Consider the following 21596-nt stretch of genomic DNA (forward strand, 5'->3'; position numbering starts at 1 on the left):
CCGAACGTGAACGTCCGCAAAAACGACCCCACCGTCGAGGGCGCCATCGGGGCGAACCCCAGCACCCGCCCGGTGCGTCCGGCGCGCAGCATCTCGACATGATCGATGTGGGTGCCGCCAGCGAGCATCGCGGCGACCACCGTGCAGATCTTGGGACCCGGGTTCGCGGAACCGGTGCGCACCCACCGCTCGATCAGCCCCAACAGGCCCAAACGGGCCATCAGCGTTCCCGCCAGGATCAGGCCCGCGTTGGCCACCAGGCCCTCATGATCGAACGTCGTTGCGAACCGGTCCAGACTGCGCGATGATCCAGACACAAAAAGTGCCTCCTGTTTTTGAGACGAACGTGACTATCGACATCACAATCGTCGCAGATCAGGAGGCCTTTTTCGCGGACGCGGCAACCCCCACACACCCACCGAATCGGTGGATTCAGGCTTAGCAGCGGACCAGCAGCAGGCCGGAGCGGGCTTTGGGCAGGAAGTAGGTGGTCTTGGGCGGCATTACGCCACCGAAATCCGCCACACCAAACACTGCGTCGAGACGCACCGGGGCAAGCATGATGGTTACCGGCGTGTAGGCGGCGGCGACCGTCGTGGGTCGATAGCTCAGCCTCGGATCAGACGGGCTCGTCACCCCGAAGACATCCGTCAGCACGAAGTCGTGCACAAAGGCCGCGTCCAGATCAGCCGCAGATGTGAGCCTGGCTTCGCCGAGCGACACCGCGTCCGACTCGTGGCGCTCGGCGCGGAACCAGTGATCAGCGACGCCGATGCCGATGCTGCCTGATTGCGCCGGCCTCGCCTCGCGAGCATCGGCCACCTCGGTCACGTCGCAGCGTGCACTCAAGAGCTCGGCGACGCGGCGCGGCATTATGTCGAGTTCGTCGAGGGTGCGATCGAAGCTTCCCAAGTGCAGCTCAGCCGGCGGTGCGCACGCCACAAGCACCCGGCGGAAATTCGCTTGCCGCGCCGCCGCAATCCGGTGGTGTCCGTCCACGATGTACAGCGGCCCCTCGACTGCCACACCGGTGCTCGCTGCAGTGGTCACAGCCCGCCACAGCGTAACGCGCGCGCCGTCGACGGTCTTGGTGTCGAGTACTGCGGGCAGCGGCGGATCGGCCTCCGCTGCAGCCACCGTGGCCTCGATGACTTCGGTGACGGCGACAGGGCGGGGTGAGGTCAGGACCACCGGACTCGACATCCGGCCAACCTCGTTGAAGTGCATTGCCAGTCCGTGCACCCGGGCAGGCTGCGTGTCCTCGTGCGGCCGCAGCTCGTGCTCTTCGAGCCTGACGGAACCGAGGAGCGCATGCTGGGTATGCCCGTCGGCCTCGACACGCTGCACGTACAAGCGCGGGTCCTGTTCTGTGCCGAACGCCCCCAGACCGATCAGCCGCTCCAGCGCTTTGGTGCTGCGAGTGGCGTGATGAAGATGCTCGGTCGGGTGCCCGAAACTCTCTGGCGGCGAACCGGCGACATGCGCGAAGGAGTCAGGGTTGTCTGCGAGATGCTGGGCTTGCTCGTCGGCTGTGAGCGAGTCGTATGGCGCGGGAATCACCGTCGGCGCCCACTCGGGCGTCAAGATGCGAGCGCGCACCGGCTCGATCATCAGCTCCCTCCCCACGCACGGCCCGTCAGTCGCGTGCAGCGGATCGAAGTTATCTCACTGTTGGAGGTGCCTCCTACCGCGGGGCGACAGGGGCCGCTTCGCACCGGAAGGCTCAGGGAATGACGTCGGCATATTTCAGCTCCGCGATCGTCTCCCATTCGTAGCCGTGCTCCAGCAGGATCAGCTCGGTGTGCTGGCCGAATTCCGGAACCGGCGCCGTGACTTCCCAGGCACAAGCGGAGAAGTCCACGGGCGTCGCGACCATCTCAGTGGTGTCTCCTTCGGGTGTCGGCACCGATACCCAGCAGCCCGCTGCGCGTGCCTGGGGATCCGACAGCATCTCGAGCGTGGACTGCACTGGCGCCCACCAGACATCGCCGGCATCGAAGATCTCGCCCCACTCGGCGCGGGTCCGTGTCGCGATGACCTGGTCCATCTCGCTGATCAGCGCTTCTGAGTTGGTGTAGCGCAGCTCGATATCGGCAAAGCGCGGGTCCGCGCGCCAATCGGTGCGGCCAAGGGCTTCGGTCACCGCAGGCCAGTGGCGATCGCCCTCGAGGCCCAGCATCCAGAACCACTCTCCGTCGGCGCACCGGTAGCAGTTGATGAGCGGGTTCGGTGGATTGTGACGACCCCAAGCGACGGTCTCGGAGCCCGTCATGGCGGTGACGTTGTGATCCCAGCCCAGCATGTACGCACCCAAGCGCAGCAGCGACGCCTCCACGAGCTGGCCCTTGCCGGTGCGCGTGCGGTGGAAGAGTGCCGCAGCCACGCCTGCCGCGGCCGACATGCCGGTCATGTGGTCGCCCATGCCGCCGCGCTGATAGGGCAGCTCACCGTCTTGAGGCGTCAGCGATCGCGCGATCCCGGCGCGCGACCAGAACGCGCCGACGTCATAGGCGTGGCGGTCCCGCTCGTCGCCGTGCAACGAGAAGCCGGTGACGCTGGCGTAGATCAGACGTGGGTATCGCTCCGCGAGCGACGGATAGTCGAGACCCATCCTCTCGAGTCCGCCTGGTCGGATATTCGACAGAAACACGTCGGCGGGGGCCAGCAGTGCGTGCATCGCCGCCATGCCGTCCGGCTGGCGCAAGTCGAGCGCGATGCTGCGCTTGCCCCGATTGTCGAGGTCGAACGGCGGGTTGCCCGCACCTGGGTACAGCCATTCCAGCGAACGGAATGGATCGCCTTGCGGCCCCTCGACCTTGACGACATCGGCACCCCAGTCAGCGAGGATGCCGCCACATGCCGGGCCAGCGACCCACACCCCCAGCTCGACGACGCGGATGCCTTCCATCGGCCCGGCCATCCATGCCTCCCCGCACTCAGCACGACCCGTCTTTGCAGTGCCGACGCAGGGTACTCAACCCCGCTGGCACAACCGGCGAGCAGTGGTGTGATCGACGCGCTCGGCGGGAGCAAGCGTGCGGCTGGTTGCCGCATCGATCCATTCCTGCGGATCCGCAGGCACCGTCGGCGCGTCGGATGAGAACGTGACCCGAATGCCGCGGCGCACGAGGCTCGCCAGCGGCCACAGCCAGCCCTGTTCAATGGCGGACAGTTGCTCTTGGTACTTCTGGGCGCGACGCGTGACGAAGCTGGGCTGCGTGACGACCGCGATGCCGAGCCGGGCGATGCGATCGAGCTGCTCGGGTAACGCGAGCGCGCAATGTTCAATGCGGTCGGGCTCGGGGCGACCGGGCTCGGGGTGCGATGGCGGCTGAGCCTCCAACGCGTCGAGTGTCGCCTGCAGCGTGTCGATGTCCATGGCGTGTACCGCAACGGGAAAGCCTCGATCGCGTGCGGCGGCGACCATCTCTGCGACAACGCCCTCGTCGTCGTGGGGCGGCATCACCTTGACGTGACCGACTCGCACGCAGCCCTGCCCTTGCGCGGCCGCGGCTGCGCGGGATCCCGTGACGTCCATGCCGAAGGACACATCGCCAAGCGTGTCGAGCCGGTCACAGCCGATCATCGCTGTGATCTCCACGGACGGCTCAGCCGCCGACGCATCCGCCAAGAGCTCGAGCGCCGCCACGTCATTGGTGTGGGTGGTGTCCGTGCATGCCGTGAAGCCCGCGGCGGCCAGCTCGACAAGCACCTCGCCGACCGCAGCGACGGTCGTCGACCGGTCCGGGCGCGGCACACGCGCCAGCAGGTCGTGCCGCTCGGTGAGCACGTCTGCGGCCGCGAGGCCGAGGGCGTGCGCAGCAGCAGTGTTCACCACTGCGACGTGACCCGTGATGTGATGCAGCACCGTGGGCCGATCAGCCGTCGCAGCGTCGAGTTCCGCGACGGTGGGATGGCGCCGTTCGACAAGCAGTGCGTCGTCGTAGCCCCATGCGCGCAGCCAGGCATCGGCGGCCATGTCACCGCCTGAGCCATGGTCGCTGCGGCCGCGGACTGCTCGTCGAACAAGCGCCAGCATGTCGGGGATCGATGCAGCATCGCTGACGTCCACCGAGCGGCGCGCTGCTGCGCACGCCAGCAAGTGCAGGTGATCGTCGAGATACTCCGGTGTGGCCGCAGCGTTCACGGCCGACGCTGCGACACGACTTTGCGAGCCGACGGCCTAGACGCCCAGCTCTTCAAGCATCGGAATGAGGTCGCGGCGCAGCAGCTTGCCGGTGGAGGTGCGTGGCAGCTCGTCCATCAGGTGGACGAACTCGGGCCGCTTGAACGGGGCCAAGCGCTCGCGCGCGTGCGCGACCAGGTCGTCACCGGTGGCGCCGCTGCCAGGGCGAATGACGGCAGCGGCGGCGACACGCTCGCCCCACTCCTCGCTGGGAAGACCCACCACGGCGGCTTCGAGAACGGACGGGTGGTCGTACAGCACGCCCTCGACCTCGTCGGGAAGCACGTTCTCGCCGCCACGGATGATCATGTCGCCGGTGCGGCCGGCCAGGAACAGGTAGTCGTCATCGTCGAGATAACCAAGGTCACCCGTGTGTACCCAGCCCTCGTCGTCAATCGTCACCCGGGTCTTCTCTTCGTTGCCCCAGTAGCCGTCCATCGCCCGGAACGTCTGCAGCTGCACTTCCCCGATCACACCGGGCGCGACCGGCTCGCCGCTGTCGGCGTCGACAACGCGCACCTGCACATCCTCAAGCACCTGCCCCACCGACGACAGCCGGTGCAGCTTGCGCTCTTTCTCCTCTGCGGTCCCTTCGATGCGGTGATCATCAGGGTCCAATACCGCCACGGTGGACGTCGTCTCGGTCTGCCCGTATGCGCCGGCGAACGCCACGTTCGGTGGGATCATGTCGATTGCCCGCCGGATCACCGACGGAGGCATGGGCGCTGCGCCATAGGTGATCGCTTCGAGACCGCTAAATGCCTCCGGTGCGAAATTGGGCGCTTCGAGCACTCGGGCCAGCATCGTGGGCACCAAGAAGGCGTGGGTCACCGAGTGCGCCTGCACGCAATCGATCCACGACGACGCCTCGAACTGCGGCAGCAGCACCACGACGCGCCCGCTGTAGAGCGCATTCAGCATCGAGGTCAGACCGGCGATGTGGTACAGCGGCGCCGCCACGGCCATGCGGCCCATGTCTTCGCCGGTCGCGGCGTCGTTGGTGCCCATCACGTATCCGGTGATGGCACCGTTGGTCAGCTTCACGCCCTTGGGCATGGCCGTGGTCCCGCTGGTGTACAGCAGCGTGCACAGACCGTCGGAGTCGACGTCTTCGGGCACGGGCAGCTCGAATGCCTCGTCACGGGCTGCGGCATACGACGACGGATCGTCCAGCAGATACACGTGCTCGAGGTCGGCGGGCTTGTTCTGCTCGATCAGGTCGCTGTAGCGAGACTCGGTGAACAGCACGCTGATGCCGCTGTCGCTCAGCAGGTGGGCTGTCTCTTCCGCACCGGCGCGGAAGTTCATCGGCACCACGGTGGCGCCGACGAACGCTCCGCCGAATATGGCTTCCACGCACTCGACGCTGTTGGTGGCGAAGATGCCGACACGGTCGCCGACACCGACGCCGAGCATCGTCAGCATCCCTGCGGTGCGTGACACGTTGTCGAGCAGCTCCTGATACGTGACGTCGCGTGCAGTGCCGCCACCGGCCTCCAGCGAGGTGTCGATCAAGATGACCTGTTCGCCAGCAATGGTCGCTGGCATGAAGAGCAGCATTCCGAGATTCACAACAGCCCCCTGTGGCCCGCACGGGCAGAGATCACGCCAGATACTCGCAGGTGTCGTTGCCAGCGCGCCAAACCGGGCGCAAGCAGCGACACAGTCTGCCCATAGCCGGCGCCGATGACTCGCCCGCCTCCCGCAGAAGTCCGTACGCTTCGCGCATGAAGCGATTCGTATGCGCCCTGCTGAGTCTCGGCTTGCTTGCAACCGCGTGCAGCAGTTCCGACGACGCGTCGACTGCTGGGACAGCGGTGGCACCGCCAGTCACGTCTGCCGCGCCCACGACGACCGGTGCGCCGATCCCGGCGACGGACCCGCCGGCTCCGACGACCGTCGCTGCACCAGCGACAACGACAGCGACGACGGCTGCATCAGCGACGACGGCTGCACCTGCGAGCGAACCCGAAGTCGCCGCTGAGCCGGACGACGAGTCTGTCGACCCGCTCAGTGCTGCCGTCTTGGGATGGATGGACGAGACCGGGGCTCCCGGCGTCGTGCTGGCCGTCAGCTCTCGAGGCGCCGAGCCCGTCGCCTTCGCCTGGGGCGTGAGCGATATCGCCACCGGCGCGCCAATGACCCCCGATCACCACGTCCGCATCGGGTCGGTGACCAAGTCCGTCACCGCTGCGGTCATCTTGCAGCTCGTCGCCGAAGGACTGGTCGACCTCGACGTGCCCGTCGCGCGCTACCTGGGCGACGACTGGGCGCCGGGGTACGAGCACGCCGCGGCGGTCACCGTGCGGGACCTGCTCGGGCATACCTCAGGCTTCGTGGAGTTCGCCGTCGACCCGAGGTTCTACCAACTTGCGGTGTCACGGCTGGATGTACCGATTACGCCCGAGGAGATCCTGAAGTTCACTGCGGCTTACGGACCAGTGGCCGAGTTGGGCACTGAGCGCCACTACAACACCACCGGCTACGTCGCTGCGGGCTTGCTCATAGAAGCCGTCACCGGCAACACAGCCGCAGATGAGATCCGGACTCGGGTGTTTGATCGGCTTGGCCTGTCGCACACCTACCTGACGCCCAGCGAGTTCCCGCCCGAACCGACCGCAAACGGGTACGTCGGTGGCACGTTCGCCTCCGTGCTCGGATCGATCCTAGGGCTCACCGGCGACAACCGGATCTCCCTCCAAGGCGCTATCTATGTCGACATCGGCACGATGCCCCAAGAGCTCGCCCGCTCCGTCGGGTGGACCGGCGGCGGCATCGAAGCGCGCATCGGCGACGTGGCGCTGCTGATCCGAGGTCTCTTTGCAGGCGACGTCCTCGATGCGAGCCAGATCGCCCTCATGACGACTGGCCATCCGGATCCCGCAGACAACAACGGCTTGGGCATCAACACCGACGACGTCATGGGTCTGACGGTCTACTCTCACGGCGGCGGCGTGCCGGGCTTCCGCACTATCGCTACATATGTGCCCGCGCTCGACCTCGGCATCGCCATCACTGCCAATCTGCTCGGCATCGACGGCGACAATGACGTGGACGAGCTGCTCGTCGCGCTGGCCCCGATCCTGGCAACGATGGGCTAACGGGCCGCCGGGCTGACCGGCCGCCGGGCTAGAGAATCTGGGTCATCGGCCATACTTGCCGCGTCGGGACTGGCCTTCGGGGCCGGACAAGGGGGCATCAGTGAGCCAGTTGTTGGCCGGCATTCGAGTGCTGGAACTGGCGACGGGAATCTCGGGTCCGTACCTGGGCAAACTCTTCGCCGACCACGGCGCTGACGTCACCAAGGTGGAGCCGCCCGGTGGTGATCCGGCGCGTCGCCACGGTCCGTGGGGCCCTTCGGGAACGCCATCAGGGGCCGGCAACCTGGAGCGCTCGCCGCTCTTCCTGCACCTGAACACCAACAAGCGGAGCGTGATCGCCGACCTCGGCGTGCCGTCGCCGAACACTGACGACGTCGATTTCGTCCGGTCGCTCGTGGCGGAATCCGACATCGTGATCGAGTCGTTTGCACCCGGACATCTCGATGCCATCGGGCTCGGCTACGAGACGATGTGCGGTCTGCGCCCTGGCATCGTCCTGTCCTCGATCACGCCGTTCGGCCAAACCGGTCCGTATGCGGAGGCCGGCTATCGGGGCAGCGACATCGTCACCTACGCGATGGGCGGGCCGATGTGGGGCACCGGCATCGACGAGCGCGAGCCGGTGAAGCTCAGCGGTGATGTCACCTCGTATCAGGTCGGCAATCTGGCAGCAGTGCCAACGCTGGCTGCGTACCTCATCAGCCGACGCAGCGGCCGGCCCGCTCATGTGGACGTGTCAGCCTTCGAGGCACAAGCGGGCACGATCGACCGGCGCAGCTCGTACCTCATCTACCAGGCGTATACCGGTACCGATGTGGCACGCGAGCCCCGTCAGCCCCAGCGGGCGTCGCCCGTCGGCTTCTACCCCGTGACCGATGGCTGGGCGCTCGTGTTCACCCTCCCCACGTGGGCGCCCCGGATGGTGCAGACGCTGTCTGCGGCCGGACTGGGGCTGGGCGATGGCGACCAAGGCAGTTCTCTGGCCGAACGATTCGCAAGTCCCCGGTGGGTGTTCGATCCCGACCTGCCCGACATGGTCGAGACTGCCTTGTACACGTGGCTGTTCAGCCATTCCAAGGCGAGCGTGGCCGCAGCGGCGCAAGTCCACAAGTGGGCGGTGACGCCACTGAACGCACCGGTCGATGTGCTCGACGACGAGCATTTCGTCTCCCGCGGTGTCTTCGTCGAGGTCACCCATCCTGTCGCTGGAACCGTGACCCAGCTCACAGCGCCATTTCGCTTGCACGCTGGCTCGGATTCGCCATCGGACGCTGGGCCAGATGTGCCGGCGCCGGCACCGTTGCTCGGCGAGCACGACGCTGCGACGCGTGCCCGCGCCGCTGAACGCTCCCGCAGGGACGCTTCGGTCAGCGAGGCTGCAGCGAGCGATGCGTCGGCCAGCTCAGCCGGTTCGCTTGCGCGGGCCGATCGTGAGCCTCCGCGGCTGCCGCTCGACGGCATCCGAGTCCTGGACCTCACGGTGGTGTGGGCAGGCCCCGGCTGCACGATGTACCTGTCGGATCTCGGCGCGGAGGTGATCCGGGTCGACAACCCGTTCGTCTTCCCGACCGCCACGCGGGGCCTGATGGCGCGTCCGCCTTCCGAGATTGTGCAGGAGCTGGGGCCGCTGTCCGGCTACCCCGACAACGACCCGGGACCGCGGCCGTGGAACCGTCAGAACATGTTCAGCTCGCACGGCCGGGGCAAGCTGAGCTGCACGCTGGACCCGCGCACCGAGTTGGGCCGCGAGACGCTGCGGCAGCTGCTGGATCACGTCGACGTGATCGTGGAGAACAACTCCATCGGCGTGCTGGCGAAGCTGGGCATGGACTGGGAGACGGTCCACGCAGCGAACCCGCGGGTGATCATGCTGCGGATGCCGCCGATGGGCCTCGACGGCCCGTCGGCCGATTGGCTGGGATTCGGCGCCAATTTCGAGGCGATGTGCGGGCTGACCGGACTGCGCGGCTACGCCGACGACGACCCCACGAGCCTGACGTCGGTTTTCCACATGGATCCCGCCAGCGCTGCAACGGCTGCTTTCGCTGTGCTGGCGGTGCTGGCCCGACGGGACGGCGCCGACGGGGAAGGCGGAACAGGCGTCGGCGAACTCATCGAGTTCTCCCAATCGGAAAACGTGATGCAGCACATCGGCGAGTACTTCATCGACGCTGCGGCCAACGGAACCCGTCATCATCCGCTGGGAAATCGGTCCGTCGCACGTGCACCCCAGGGTTGCTACCGCTGCGCTGTGGACCCCGCCCGTCCGGACCAGGACGATGAGTGGATAGTCATCGCGTGCGAGAACGACGACGACTGGCGGGCGCTCGCCATTCTGTTGGATCGGACGGCCGGCGAGGGCGCGCCGCCCCTCGCATCAGATGAACGGCTGTCTAGACACGAAGGCCGCATGGCTCACCATGACGAGATCGACGCTCGCATCAGCGCCTGGACCCAGCAGCTCACCTCGGCCGAGGTCTTCCATCAGTGCCAAGCGGCTTGCGTACCGGCTGGTCAAGTGCTGCGCGAGTCACAGCTTCGGACGGATCCGCAGATGGCGGACCGCTGCTGGTTTCGAGAGAACGGCTCGGTCGAGCAGGGCTGGCACAGCTTCCCAGGTCGCCAGTGGCGCTGGGACGGCCCCGAGATGCCGTGGCGACCGATCGGCATCCTGGGCGACGCCAACGAGTACGTGTTCCGGGGACTCCTCGGCATGGACGACGACCAGTGGCAGGCGCTCTGCGACGAAGGCCACATCAGCCGCGACTACAAGCACCCGGACGGCACCCCGCTGTAGCGCAGCGCCAACATTTGTGCCCCGCTTACCCCAGCCAGCCCTGGAGTTTGCTTGTCAGACGAGTTGGCGTGCAGTCGGCAGAGCTTTCACTGTCTCGCCGATCTCCTGGCCGGCAACCGCCAGATCGAACTGCGTTTGCAGATTCATCCAAAACTGAGACTCCACGCCGAACCAGTGCCCAAGGCGCAATGCGGTGTCCCCGGTGATCGACCTCTTGCCAGCGATGATCTGAGACACGCGATTGGGCGGCACGGAAATCTGGCGAGCGAACTCAGTGGGCGTGATCCCAAACTCCTCCAACTCGCCCTTGAGCACCTCTCCTGGGTGAACGACTCGTCGCAACATCTCCGAACCTCCCTTTTTCTAGTGATAGTCCACGATCTCGACATCGCCGGGCCCCTGCCCTTCCGCCCAAACGAAGCAGACCCGCCACCGCCGGTTGACCCGGATGGAGTGCTGACCCCTTCTGTCGCCCTTGAGGGCTTCGAGTCGGTTGCTCGGCAACGCTCTCAGAGTTTCCAGCGAGGGTGCCGCATTCAGAATCGCCAGCCTCTTCGCTGCCTGCTGTTCGAATCCCTGAAACGCTGGAACAAATACCCCATTGGCAAACATCTCAGTCCTCTTGTCCTTGTAGCCGAGGATCACTGTTCCGCATCCTGCCAGTATTGACGGTGTACGTCAATCGTACACCTCGCGAACGGCACCAGAGCGAGAGTCGGCCTTGAGGTGCGCTTTCCGATTCGTCAGACGCTGTGGTCGACCACAATGACCAGCGACCGATGCTGAGCTGGACAGCCGGGGACGCGAGTCGCACGCCACGGGTAGATTGCGCCCATGGCAACTGACACGGGCACTGACGCGGCCACCGACATCGAGTTCTGGGTGGACCCCATCTGACCTTGGTGCTGGGTGACGGCCAGGTGGGTCGTCGACGAAGTCGCCTCCAAGCGCAACCTGAACGTGAAGTGGCAGCCGATCAGCCTGCTCTTCAAGAACAATCCGCCGACTGACAGTCCGTACTACGACGCGGTCGTGGGCACCCACGGGCAACTGCGGGTGATGGAATCGATCCGCGCCGCGGAGGGCGACGACGCCGTGTTCGACGTCTACTGGGATTTTGCGAGCCGCATCCACCACGACGGTGACCGCGACTTCGACATCGCGAAGGCACTCGAAGAGTTGGGGATCGATCCGGAGCACGCGAAGGCCGCGACGGACGAGTCGTGGGACGCCGAGATCCGCTCACGAATGGACGAAGGGTTGGCGCTCGTCGGCACCGACGTCGGCACGCCGATCATCGCTCTGGACCGCAGCGACGGCGAACGTGTCGGCATCTTCGGCCCGGTCATCACGAGGGCGCCCAAGGGCGAAGACGCCCTGAAGCTGTGGGACGGCATGATCGCCATGATGGACATCGACGGCTTCTGGGAGCTGAAGAAGACGCGCACCGAGCGCCCCGAGTTTGGCGAGCGTCCGGTGACCGTCCCGCCGGTCGGCTGACCGGCCCTAAACAACGGCATCTGGAGCGATGAGCGGCACCATCCTCGACGATCTCAAGATCATCGACACCGACAGCCACTGGTCCGAGCCCTACGACCTGTGGACTTCGCGGGCGCCCGCGAAGTACCGCGACCGAGTGCCGCGGATGACCACCAAGAACGGCAAGCGCCGCTGGTGGTTCGACGACTCGATCCCGATCGGCCTGCCGATCGCGTCGTCGGTCGTCGGCACCGACGGCCAGAAGGTCACCGGCACGGTGTTCTTCGACTTCGACAACGACATGGTGCACCGCGCCAGCTACGACGCCGAAGCCCGGGTTGCGATGCTTGACGAACTCGGCATCGAGGCGCAGATCATGTACCCCAACGTCGCCGGCTTCGGTAACCAAAACTTCCTGAAGTCGCCCGACGATGCGCTGCGCCTCATCTCGGTCGAGATCTACAACGACGCATTGGCCGAGTTCCAGGAGGCCAGCGGCCAGCGGGTGTTCGGCATGGCGCTGCTGCCCTGGTGGGATCTTGACGCTTCGGTGCGCGAGATCGAGCGCTGTCACGCAAACGGCTTGCGAGGCATCGTGACGTGCTCCAATCCCGAAGAGGCCGGCCTTCCCGACATGGCGATGCCGCACTGGGATCCCGTGTGGCAGGTGTGCTCGGACCTGGCGATGCCGGTGAACTTCCACATCGGGTCGTCGAAGGGCAATCTCGACTACTACGGCAAGGCGCCGTGGCCGTCGTTCGGGCCCGAACGCCGCCTGGCGGTCGGCTCGGCGAATCTCTTCATGGGCAACGCTCGGGTCGTGGGCAACATGATCTACTCCGGCGTGCCAGAGCGGTTCCCCCATGTGAAATTCGTCTCGGTCGAGAGCGGGGTGGGCTGGCTGCCGTTCTTCCTGGAGGTGCTCGACCATCAGATGCATGAGACGGCGCCCAACGAGCTTGCCGGGCTGTCGATGCTGCCCTCGGACTACTTCCGGCGCCAGTTCTACGGCTGCTTCTGGTTCGAGCGTTCAACGGTCCGCCCCACCCTCGAATATGTAGGAGCGCAATCGCTGATGTTCGAAACCGACTTCCCCCACCCCACCTGCCTGTACCCCCGCGACGACCACGACCTGGTCAGGGCGCTCGAAGGAATCCCCCGCAACGACATCGAGCGCATCATGTCGCTCAACGCCGCCGAGCTCTACCGCATCGAAATCTGACGCAGCTCAACTCGGCAATCTCGGGGAACCGTCACGTGATCGCGTACTGCGCGGACACTGCGGCGAGCTGAGGGACTTAGCACCGCCGTGTGCATCGACACATCTCCTTTGGCATGCTGACGCTCACCAACTTCGCGACGCGACACATGCGCCAACCAGCAGCATGAATCCAGCACGCCGCCTTGGCGAAGGCTCGGGACCTGTACATCGAGATGCAGTGGGGATGGGCGCAGCATGAGGAGAGCGGCCGAGTGAGCCGAGGCGGCGACAGCAGCACAGCGGCGTTCATCTGGTCAGTGGCCGACCTCTTGCGAGGTACCTACAAGGAGTCTGAGTACTGGCGGGTCATCCTGCCGTTCACGGTTCTGCGCCGACTCGACTGCCTGCTCGCGTCGGCAAATGGGGACTCAGTCAGCGACGGTGGCGATGATGTGGCGGCGGGCGCTCAGCTGATCCGAAACTCGTCCGGCCTCTCGCTCGCACAAGCACTCGAAGACTCCGCGGAAGCTCGCAGCAAGCTTGAGGCTTACATCGTCGGGTTCGGCCCCGATATCCAGTCGGTCTTCGATGGCTTCAGCTTCCTTGACGAGGTTGATCGCCTTCAACGAACTCGGTTACTTGACGTGGTGGGCCCGCGATTCTTGGAACTGGACTTGGGCACGGCAACGGTGACTCACGATGAAGTGAGTCACCTGTTCGAGGAGCTTGTCCGACAGTTCGCTGACTTGTCGAACGAAACGCGAGGCGAGCACTTCACCCCCAGAGACCTCGTTGAACTCGTCGCACGCCTGCTAGTCGAGGGAGAGCGCCTGCGCAGAGTCGCTGGAGGATCGAGCATATCTGTGTTCGATCCCACATGTGGAACGGGTGGAATGCTTGCCGCGACGGAGGATCTGCTCCGAGCGAATACGGATGACGTTGCGGTCCAGCTGTATGGGCAGGAACTCAATCGGCAAACATGGGCGATCTGTCGAGCAGACATGGCGCTCAAGGGTCACAGCGCCACCAACATTCTCTGGGGCGACTCGCTCGTCGAGGACGGGCATGCACTCGGCAAGTTCGACTACATCGTCGCGAATCCGCCCTTCGGGATGGGGTGGCGGCAGGTGCGCGACCTTGTCGACGACGAGCACAGGACCCTCGGCTTCGCCGGCCGTTTCGGCGCGGGCGTGCCACGGCTCAACGACGGCAGCTTCTTGTTCCTACAGCACATGATCTCCAAGATGAAGCCGCCTGAGGAAGGGGGTTCGCGTTTAGCGGTGATTCTCAATGAGTCACCGCTGTTCACCGGAACCGCGCAGTCGGGTGAATCCAAGATCCGGCGCTGGATCATCGAGAACGACCTCCTCGACGCGGTTGTAGCGCTTCCAGATCAACTCTTGTTCAGCACAAGGATTCCGATTTTCGTCTGGCTGCTGAGCAATCGAAAGCCAGAAGGCCGTCAGGGAACCGTGCAGTTGGTCGATGCGCGTGGATCATTCACCCAGACGCGGCGAAGCCTCGGCGGTAAACGCAACCAGATAATGCCCGATCAGGCCAAAGCGATTCTGCGTCAGGTCCGAGATCAAGACCATGACGGAAACTCGCGGGTTCTTCCAAACACCGAATTTGTCGACCCCGAGTCAGGACGCTGTGCGATCGAGCCGTGGATGTTCATGGCAGAGGTTGACCGCGAGACTCACCGTCCTCTGCACGAATTCGCCGAGTTCTGTCGTGAGGTTGTGCTTGACAGCGCCGCGCCGCTGCTCCGATTGGAAGATCTCGACTCAGGAACTCGCGCTGCGGCGACGCTCACCGAGCAGGCTGAAACGGGCGCGCGGCTCGCAAGCTGTGTCGGTGGCGACATCGTCGGCTACGCGCATACATGGCGGCTGCTGCCAGATGACTTCGGGACGGCAGCAACGCGCCTCACTGTGCTGCGCCCTGGCCACGAAGCCCGAAGCAACGCCCTCCTGCTGAGCCGGTGGCTGGCATCGCCCGATTGCCAGAGACAGCAAGCCACATCGGTGGTTAGGCGTCTCAATCGGCAGACCATGGTGCCTGTCGAACTCATGACCGACAAGGCGCTCGCCATTGCCGCGGTTGATCTCATCGAGGCGCGCGACGAGTCCCTTCGGCAGATCGATCGGCTCTTTCCCGATCCATTCGAAAATGTATCGTTGCAGGACCTCGTACCGAGCAATCTGCGTACGGAGGCCCTGAAGGCAAGGGCTGTGCAGTCCCTTCTTCGACCGTTGGATGATGTCGTCCAGCGAGCGGAGCTTCAGTACCCATATCAGATCGCCCAACTCGCTCGTGACTTCAGGCTCAGCGCAATCACCGGACACCCGCTTGACGCCGGTCTGCTACTTGCAGAGGCCATTGTGCGCTCGCTGGGTGCCATCGCTGCTGCCGCTTTGACTGCGGCGAACGCCGAGCAACTCGCCTCAACGCTGAGTCACTTCTCCGGCGGGGGAATCTCAATGGGTAGCTGGCTATCGATTCTCCAAAACGCCCAGAGCAAGTCAGCTCTTGAGGCATACCCCGAACTCGACGGCATCCGCTTCACGAAGAGGGGCGTTGGTGCGTTGTTCAATCAGTGCGTCTCGATACGGAATCGCCGGGCTCATGCCCCAGGGGTGAAGACTCCCGCAGAAGACAATGCGGTGCTGGAGGAGTTGAGACCGATTCTCAACGAGATACTCGACCAAACGACGTGGCTGAGCCAATACGAGTTCCTCTCAGTCGAGTCATGCAACTATGTCCGTGCGCGCCATGAGGTCATGGCCAAACGAATCAACGGTTCGCACCCAGATTGGGAACCCGTAGTTGTGCCTGTGCCCGAGCCGGTGGAACCGAATCACCTTTATCTCGATACACCGACGACTTCATCGCTCCTGAGCCTTCACCCCTTCGCACTCGTGGAGTTCTGCCCAAAATGTCAAAGACACGAGCTGTTTGTGCTGGATCGAGTACGAAATTGCAACACCGGGCTAGCGAAGAGCCTCAAAGACTGCAGGATCGACGTCGTACTGGTCACATGACAGTGCAGGATTCGGCCGAGGAACGCGGAGCATCTACTTGGTCGGTAGCTGGTCCAAGGACTGTCGGAATTTCTGTGTATCCGGGCGTGATGGTGTTCATCGGACGTGGTCGACAATCCGCTCGCCGTAGTAGACGGTCAGTGTGTTCAGGATGGCCTTCCAGCCGTGGGCCCGTCGAAAAGTTTGTGTATCTGGCGTGATCTGAGGGTCCGCGGCCGGGGGCTGTGGGCTGGGAAGGATCATGTCTGTGACTGATCATGACATGCCGGCTGTGCCGGCGAGCGACGCTGCCGGCGAGGCAGCGATGAAGGACTGGGCCGAGCGTTTGGTTGCCCAGGCACGCGCCGAGGACGTGGAGTTGACCGGCAACGGTGCGCTTGCGGGAATGGTGGCATCGGCCGATGCGGGCGGTTCGGCGGGCGATGCTGTGGACCAACGCAGCGCAAGTGAGCCAGGCGGCGTTGGCCATGAAGTCGCGCAGCTAGGCGGCGTGACAGGCTGCCAGCGCTCGACCCTCAGGCTCCGCGAACCGTCCAGACGGAAGTGCTATTCGAGCGCTGCCATGATGTCGCCGCTAAGGGCACTGGTCACGCGTGCCGTCGTGCCCGGCGTCGGCACAGCCTGAGGCCGATGGACGAGATGAGAGCCCCGATGGACGAGATGAGCAGGGTGCCCAACACCGCGAGCCAGCACGCCGCAGTCACGGACCAGCCGAGGCCGTCTAAGTCGTCGGCCATTACGCCCGCGGCCATCGGCCCGAAGACGGAAGCCACGACGGCCCCGACATAGGCCCACTCCCAGCGCGACGACTCCCCACCTCGCTTCACCCGACGACGGCGCAGGTCCTCAAGCCGGTCGGAAAGCGAGTACGCGATTGCGAAATTTGCAATCACCACCGGTATCCATGTGTACAAATACCAGTCGAAGCCTTCGACCAGGACGAGCACGGCCAGCGGCGAAAGGATGATGGCGGCATGGCGCTTGACCACGCTCGCCCACAATTGCTCTTCTTCGACGGTCACGGGCACAGCTGCCGATGCTCTACGCGGTTGGCACGGGCGTCGATATTGACACAATTGACGGCATGGTTCTCCTTGGGTCTTGCGCAGGGGTGTTGCTGGATTCTGCCGTGGGGAGCTGTGAGGAGGCCCTGTGGCATCGCGGGAATATCCCGCGGAGTTCAGGCGGTGAGTGATCAATCTTGTCGAGTCCGGCTGCGCGGTGGCGACAGGTCGCGCCTCACGGGTCTTGGTTCAGGTCGCCCAGGATTGTCTCGAGATCTTGCGCGTAGGCCAGGAGGCGGACCACATCTACGTGATCGCTGCGTTCGAAGTAGAACCAGCCGTACGGAAAGCGCTCCAGCCGACGGGACCGCAGGCCGTCGATGCCGCACATCTCTCCGATCCGCGGCGAGCCCGCGCCAGGCATGCGCTCGATGTCCCGCAACGCCTCGATCGCAGCGTCGAAGAAACGTGCACCGAGGCTGTCGCCGCCCTGCGACCGGTAGTACTCGCTTCGCTCGACTAAGTCGGCCTCGGCCAGCGGGCGCAGTCGGATGTCTGTCACACGGTTCGGCCGAGCGCCCGCGCACGCAATTCGTCGACGACCTCGGACGTCAACGGACGACCCTCACCCGACTCGAGCCCGTCAGCGATCAGCATGCGGAAGCGACGTGCTTCCTCGGCCTGCTGATCGCGCCGGATGAGGTCACGCAGGTACTCGCTGGTGTTGCCGTACTCGCCGCCTCGCACGCGCTCGTCGATGTAGCTCCGCATCGACTCGGGAAGCGCAAAGCTCATGGTGTTCCGGCTCACGGTGTCAGTCTGCCCGTGTTAACAACAGTTGTCAACATGCTGTCGCGGACGTCGACGACCCGCAATCCGGAGACCTCGCTCACGTCTCGAATTGCCTGCTGGATGGCATCCCAGCGAGTCGGGGCTTCGCGGTCGAACTCGACAGTGCGGTGGCCGATGCTGGCGTCGGTGCAGCCCGCCTCGTAGAGCATTTCGAGACTGTCATTGTCAAGCAGGTCAAGCCCCTCGGTGACCAGCACGAAGTGATGGACCGGGCTGCGTTCCGTCGAATACCGCTGAGTCATGGCCCCTCGCCGATTCGCCGGCACCGCCGTGCGCCATCGCACTCTACGCGCCTCGTTGCCACCGCTTCGAGGCGTGCCGGGCGGCCGACGAACTGGCGATCCACCACGTCCGGACCGTGGAACACCGCTTCCTCAAGGCGTACTCGCACTGCCCGCGCCCGCCGCCGCAAGTATGTGCCGGCTCAGGGGCCGAGGGTGGTGATGGGGACGACCGCTACTCCGTCGGGACGGTCGTAGGCATAGCCGAACGCCGTCAGCACCACAAGCTTCGTCGGCTGCCCGACGATGGAGGTGTCCACTCGATCACGCAGTTTGAGGAGATTGCCTGCGGCCTCGTCGATGGCGGCCGTCCCGCCGAGCTTGACTTCGGCTGCGAGCCACTCTCCCGCACCGTTCTCGACGATGGCGTCCACCTCCAGCCCTGTGTTGTCCCGATAGTGCAGAACTTCGCCGTCGTGCACCGATGCGTAAACCCGCAGGTCGCGCACGACGAGAGATTCAAAGAGCAACCCGAAGAAACCGAGATCGGCGAGCAGCCGTTCCGGCCCAGCGCGCAGAGCCGCCACGGCCAACGACGGGTCGACGAAGTGCCGCTTGGGGGCCGAGCGCAGCCGCGACCGCGACCGCAGCCGCACCGACCATGCCGGCTGGTCCTCGACGACGAAAATGCGCTCAAGATCGTCTAGGTAGCCCCGCACGGTGTTCGTGTCCAACGGATTCTCGCCGCCCGCGTCGGCTGCCAGCGTTGCCATCGACACCTCGGAGGCCACATTGCGCGCGAGCGACCGGAGCAATTGCCGAAATCGGGCCGGGTCGCGCCGTCGGCCGCCGCCGTTGGCAATCTCAACCCGTCTCGTCTCGTCGAGATGATCACGAACGAACCTCAGCGCCTCCGTCAGTTCGGCACCGAGCATTCCGGGCCAGCCTCCACGGCAGACCGCGTCGACGATGTGATCCAGCGTCAGGCCCACAGACGATCCCACCGCGTCCTCGGCGCGCAGCAGCCCGCCCAACGACACCTCCCCTGTGGACAGCCCGGTCTCGAACAGCGACATTGGCCGCATGTGGATACGCGACACCCGGCCTGCGCCGGTGTGTCGCGAGACATCGTCGGCGGGCACGGCGGAACCGGTGAGTATGAACCTGCCCGGCCGGCCGCCGTCGTCGCTCGCCCGTCGAAGATGGTTCCAGATCTCGGGAGCGACCTGCCATTCGTCGAACAGGCGGGGCTCAGGGCCTTCGATCAGGCGCTTGGGCTCGACGCGTGCGAGTTCGACTGCAACGGGGTCGGTGTCGAACAGCACCTCGCTCGCGGCTTGTTGGCGTGCAGAGGCCGTCTTGCCGCACGCGCGCACGCCCTCCACGACCACGCAAGGCGCCGAACGGAGCCGTTGTGCCAGCAGAGCGTCCACAATCCGCGGCTGGTACCCGGTGGCACCTGCAGCGGCTTCGGTATCAGGCATGCTGCCTCCCCTGCTGAACGGCCCTTCCAAGCAACCAGTCGATCCGTCTCGGCATTCCCCCACCTATCCAATTCAGTGATTTGCAACGATTATGTTCAGTGATTTGCAAATATACCACCCAGCTATTCGCAACACACCCAAGCCATGAATTGCAACATTCATGATCCAAGAACTGCAATCCTGGGCACTTCGACGGGGACGAGGTGTGCCGGCGTTCCAGACGGGACCCTCTTCGTTCGGCGTCGCCTCGACCGTCACGCTGGGGTGGTGCTGGGCTAGAACTGCGCAATGAAGTTCGGGATCTTCTACGAGTTGTCGGTGCCGCGGCCGTTCAGCCGGGCCAACGAGTGGCTGACGTACCACAACGCGCTCGAACAGTGCCGGGTGGCCGACGAGCTGGGGTTCGACCATGTCTGGGCGGTGGAGCACCACTTCTTGGAGGAGTACTCGCACTGTCCCGCTCCCGAGGTCTTCCTGACGGCGGTTGCCGCGCAGACACAGCGCATCCGGGTGGGACACGGCGCGGTGGTGTGCGTGCCCGAGATGAACAACCCGATCCGCGTGGCCGAGCGGGCCGCCGCGCTCGACATCATCTCCAACGGACGCTTGGAGCTGGGCACGGCCCGGTCGAGCACATGGACCGAGCTGGGCGGATTCTGCGCCGACCCCGACGACACCAAGAAGACGTGGGACGAGTTCGTGCGGGTGATCCCCCAGATGTGGACCGAAGACGACTTCGGCTGGGAGGGTGCCCGCTTCGAGATGCCGGCACGCAACGTCATTCCCAAGCCGTTCCAGGAGCCTCACCCACCGATGTGGGTGACGGTCACGACACCCGGCACCGAGCTGGACGCAGCGGCGCGGGGCCTGGGCTGTCTCGGCGTGAGCGCCGCACCTTTCGCGGAACAGGAACGCCGCACCGCCGAGTACTACCGCCGAGTAGCCGATTGCGATCCGGTCGGCAGCTTCGTGAATGACCAGGTCCACACGCTCAACTTCCTGTACTGCCACGAGGACTACCGGCAAGCTGCTGCGCTGGGCCTGCCGATGGTGGGAGCGTTCAGCCTGTCCAACGCGCACCTGTACTTCACCCGCGAGGCCTATCCGACGCGGGCCTACCAGACGCTCGGCAACGCCGGGGCTGCGCTGCGCAGCCGCGCCGCCCCGAACGGCGCCGCTGCGGCTGACGATCCGAGCGCAGCCAAGGGTCTGCCCGAAGGCGTCGGCATCGGCGATCCCGACCACCTCATACGCACGATTCGCAAGTGGGACGACGTCGGCGTCACCGGCATCAACTTCCTGCTCAACGCCATGGAGATGATCCCCCAAGAACAGGTGCTCGACAGCCTGCGATTGTTCGCGACCGAGGTCATCCCGCAGTTCCAAACCCCGGCCGAACGGGCACAGCCGGTGGCGACACCAACCACCGTTCCCGACGTCGGCCAATCGCAGACGGCTACCTCGTCAACGACCCCCACCGGGGCGAGCCGATGATCTCAGGAACGGCGTCGGTCGACGAGCTGGCCGCAGGTGCAGCAGAAATCGAGTCGTTCGGCAGCGAACCCATCACGCTGAGCGGTGTCACCGGTCTCTCGCTGGTCGCCGAGCTGCGGCGCGGCGCCCGCGAAGAAGTCCTGCCGCCGGGACTGCACCCCATCGTGCCGCCCGCGATGTCGCTTCTTGCGTGGGATGTGGGCGACTCACCATGGGGGGCGTTCAGCGCCGTGTCCGTTCGGGTCGTGTGCCGCAGCGGTGCCCGTGCCCGAACGTTCTGCGTCGGTGCGGCCGCTTCCACGGACGACGCGGTCTCAGGCTTGCGGTCTCAACTCGGATTCCCCGCGAAGCGCGCCGAAGTGACGTTGCGACGGCACTACGACGGCGTCGACCTGACTGTCGCCTCAGGCGGCGCAGTAGGTGACGACACGGCCCATCGAAATGGCGCTGGGCCGATGCTCGCGGTGAGCGCCCTCGACCCTGATCCGCTGTCGGTTGGCGACCTACAGCACGTCGGTTCGATGAACTTGGCGCACACCCCACTGGGGCTGCGGCTCGTCCAGATCGAGACACATCACATGCCGTCCCGCGTCGAGCGACTGGCCGCTCGTATCGATGCATTCGATGCCGAGGCCTGGGGTCAGCGGCTGCTCGATCCGTACTGGGTCGTGAGCTGTTCGGTGTCGCTTGAGGACATCGAGATTCCCGCGATTCGCTTCGTCTGCGACCCCGC

At 65.2% G+C, this 21596-nt stretch carries 19 protein-coding genes and 1 pseudogene; 8 read left to right on the plus strand and 12 right to left on the minus strand.

Features of this window, described 5'->3' with window-relative positions:
- The 5 genes and pseudogenes from ACOOHB_RS00430 to ACOOHB_RS00450 form a co-directional block, all read right to left on the minus strand.
- Positions 1-317: pseudogene (locus tag ACOOHB_RS00430) on the minus strand (IS1380 family transposase); the annotation flags it as partial.
- Between the two features lie 121 nt (positions 318-438).
- Positions 439-1611, minus strand: a complete 1173-nt coding sequence (locus ACOOHB_RS00435) for a DUF1015 family protein (protein ID WP_420442861.1) — start codon at positions 1609-1611, stop codon at positions 439-441.
- 112 nt (positions 1612-1723) lie between these two features.
- A complete protein-coding gene (locus tag ACOOHB_RS00440; RefSeq protein ID WP_420442862.1) occupies positions 1724-2920 on the minus strand; it encodes a CaiB/BaiF CoA transferase family protein in 1197 nt (398 codons plus the stop codon).
- A gap of 54 nt (positions 2921-2974) precedes the next feature.
- On the minus strand, positions 2975-4147 hold the full coding sequence (locus ACOOHB_RS00445) for an amidohydrolase family protein (protein ID WP_420442863.1): 1173 nt from the start codon (positions 4145-4147) through the stop codon (positions 2975-2977).
- A 36-nt stretch (positions 4148-4183) separates the two neighbouring features.
- On the minus strand, positions 4184-5734 hold the full coding sequence (locus ACOOHB_RS00450; protein ID WP_420442864.1) for a class I adenylate-forming enzyme family protein: 1551 nt from the start codon (positions 5732-5734) through the stop codon (positions 4184-4186).
- A 179-nt stretch (positions 5735-5913) separates the two neighbouring features.
- Here ACOOHB_RS00450 and ACOOHB_RS00455 point away from each other — a divergent pair, with 179 nt between their 5' ends.
- The gene (locus ACOOHB_RS00455) at positions 5914-7287 is read left to right on the plus strand and encodes a serine hydrolase domain-containing protein (protein ID WP_420442865.1); all 1374 of its coding nucleotides are present in this window, start codon (positions 5914-5916) and stop codon (positions 7285-7287) included.
- 100 nt (positions 7288-7387) lie between these two features.
- Positions 7388-10084, plus strand: coding sequence for a CaiB/BaiF CoA transferase family protein (locus ACOOHB_RS00460; RefSeq protein WP_420442866.1), 2697 nt, complete (start codon positions 7388-7390; stop codon positions 10082-10084).
- Positions 10085-10138: 54 nt separating this feature from the next.
- Here ACOOHB_RS00460 and ACOOHB_RS00465 read toward each other — a convergent pair whose 3' ends face one another.
- The gene (locus ACOOHB_RS00465) at positions 10139-10429 is read right to left on the minus strand and encodes a HigA family addiction module antitoxin (RefSeq protein WP_420442867.1); all 291 of its coding nucleotides are present in this window, start codon (positions 10427-10429) and stop codon (positions 10139-10141) included.
- A gap of 18 nt (positions 10430-10447) precedes the next feature.
- The gene (locus ACOOHB_RS00470; RefSeq protein WP_420442868.1) at positions 10448-10729 is read right to left on the minus strand and encodes a type II toxin-antitoxin system RelE/ParE family toxin; all 282 of its coding nucleotides are present in this window, start codon (positions 10727-10729) and stop codon (positions 10448-10450) included.
- A gap of 264 nt (positions 10730-10993) precedes the next feature.
- Between ACOOHB_RS00470 and ACOOHB_RS00475 the strand changes: the two genes are divergently transcribed.
- From ACOOHB_RS00475 to ACOOHB_RS00490, 4 genes are all read left to right on the plus strand, one after another.
- Positions 10994-11584 (plus strand): disulfide bond formation protein DsbA, encoded by a 591-nt coding sequence (locus ACOOHB_RS00475; RefSeq protein WP_420442869.1) that lies wholly within the window; start codon positions 10994-10996, stop codon positions 11582-11584.
- Between the two features lie 28 nt (positions 11585-11612).
- Complete coding sequence (locus ACOOHB_RS00480) at positions 11613-12785, plus strand: amidohydrolase family protein (RefSeq protein ID WP_420442870.1); 1173 nt, start codon at positions 11613-11615, stop codon at positions 12783-12785.
- A gap of 182 nt (positions 12786-12967) precedes the next feature.
- Positions 12968-15808 carry a type I restriction-modification system subunit M gene (locus ACOOHB_RS00485; protein ID WP_420442871.1) on the plus strand — a complete coding sequence of 947 codons (2841 nt, stop codon included), beginning with the start codon at positions 12968-12970 and terminating at the stop codon, positions 15806-15808.
- A gap of 247 nt (positions 15809-16055) precedes the next feature.
- The gene (locus ACOOHB_RS00490) at positions 16056-16433 is read left to right on the plus strand and encodes a hypothetical protein (protein ID WP_420442872.1); all 378 of its coding nucleotides are present in this window, start codon (positions 16056-16058) and stop codon (positions 16431-16433) included.
- Here the strand turns inward: ACOOHB_RS00490 and ACOOHB_RS00495 are convergent.
- From ACOOHB_RS00495 to ACOOHB_RS00515, 5 genes are all read right to left on the minus strand, one after another.
- Positions 16396-16830 carry a hypothetical protein gene (locus ACOOHB_RS00495; protein WP_420442873.1) on the minus strand — a complete coding sequence of 145 codons (435 nt, stop codon included), beginning with the start codon at positions 16828-16830 and terminating at the stop codon, positions 16396-16398. The genes ACOOHB_RS00490 and ACOOHB_RS00495 overlap by 38 nt on opposite strands.
- A gap of 217 nt (positions 16831-17047) precedes the next feature.
- On the minus strand, positions 17048-17374 hold the full coding sequence (locus ACOOHB_RS00500; RefSeq protein WP_420442874.1) for a type II toxin-antitoxin system RelE/ParE family toxin: 327 nt from the start codon (positions 17372-17374) through the stop codon (positions 17048-17050).
- Positions 17371-17622 (minus strand): type II toxin-antitoxin system ParD family antitoxin, encoded by a 252-nt coding sequence (locus tag ACOOHB_RS00505; protein ID WP_420442875.1) that lies wholly within the window; start codon positions 17620-17622, stop codon positions 17371-17373. Before ACOOHB_RS00505 ends, ACOOHB_RS00500 begins: the two co-directional genes overlap by 4 nt.
- A complete protein-coding gene (locus tag ACOOHB_RS00510; protein WP_420442876.1) occupies positions 17619-17906 on the minus strand; it encodes a hypothetical protein in 288 nt (95 codons plus the stop codon). Before ACOOHB_RS00510 ends, ACOOHB_RS00505 begins: the two co-directional genes overlap by 4 nt.
- A 182-nt stretch (positions 17907-18088) precedes the next feature.
- On the minus strand, positions 18089-19369 hold the full coding sequence (locus tag ACOOHB_RS00515) for an ATP-binding protein (protein WP_420442877.1): 1281 nt from the start codon (positions 19367-19369) through the stop codon (positions 18089-18091).
- Positions 19370-19657: 288 nt separating this feature from the next.
- Between ACOOHB_RS00515 and ACOOHB_RS00520 the strand changes: the two genes are divergently transcribed.
- Together ACOOHB_RS00520 and ACOOHB_RS00525 are read left to right on the plus strand one after the other, a co-directional pair.
- A complete protein-coding gene (locus tag ACOOHB_RS00520) occupies positions 19658-20863 on the plus strand; it encodes an LLM class flavin-dependent oxidoreductase (protein ID WP_420442878.1) in 1206 nt (401 codons plus the stop codon).
- A partial coding sequence (locus tag ACOOHB_RS00525; RefSeq protein WP_420442879.1) for an acetoacetate decarboxylase family protein occupies positions 20860-21596 on the plus strand: 737 nt, incomplete at its 3' end. The genes ACOOHB_RS00520 and ACOOHB_RS00525, both read left to right, overlap by 4 nt.

The sequence above is a fragment of the Candidatus Poriferisodalis sp. genome, from assembly GCF_965215815.1.
Lineage (GTDB): Bacteria > Actinomycetota > Acidimicrobiia > Acidimicrobiales > Poriferisodalaceae > Poriferisodalis.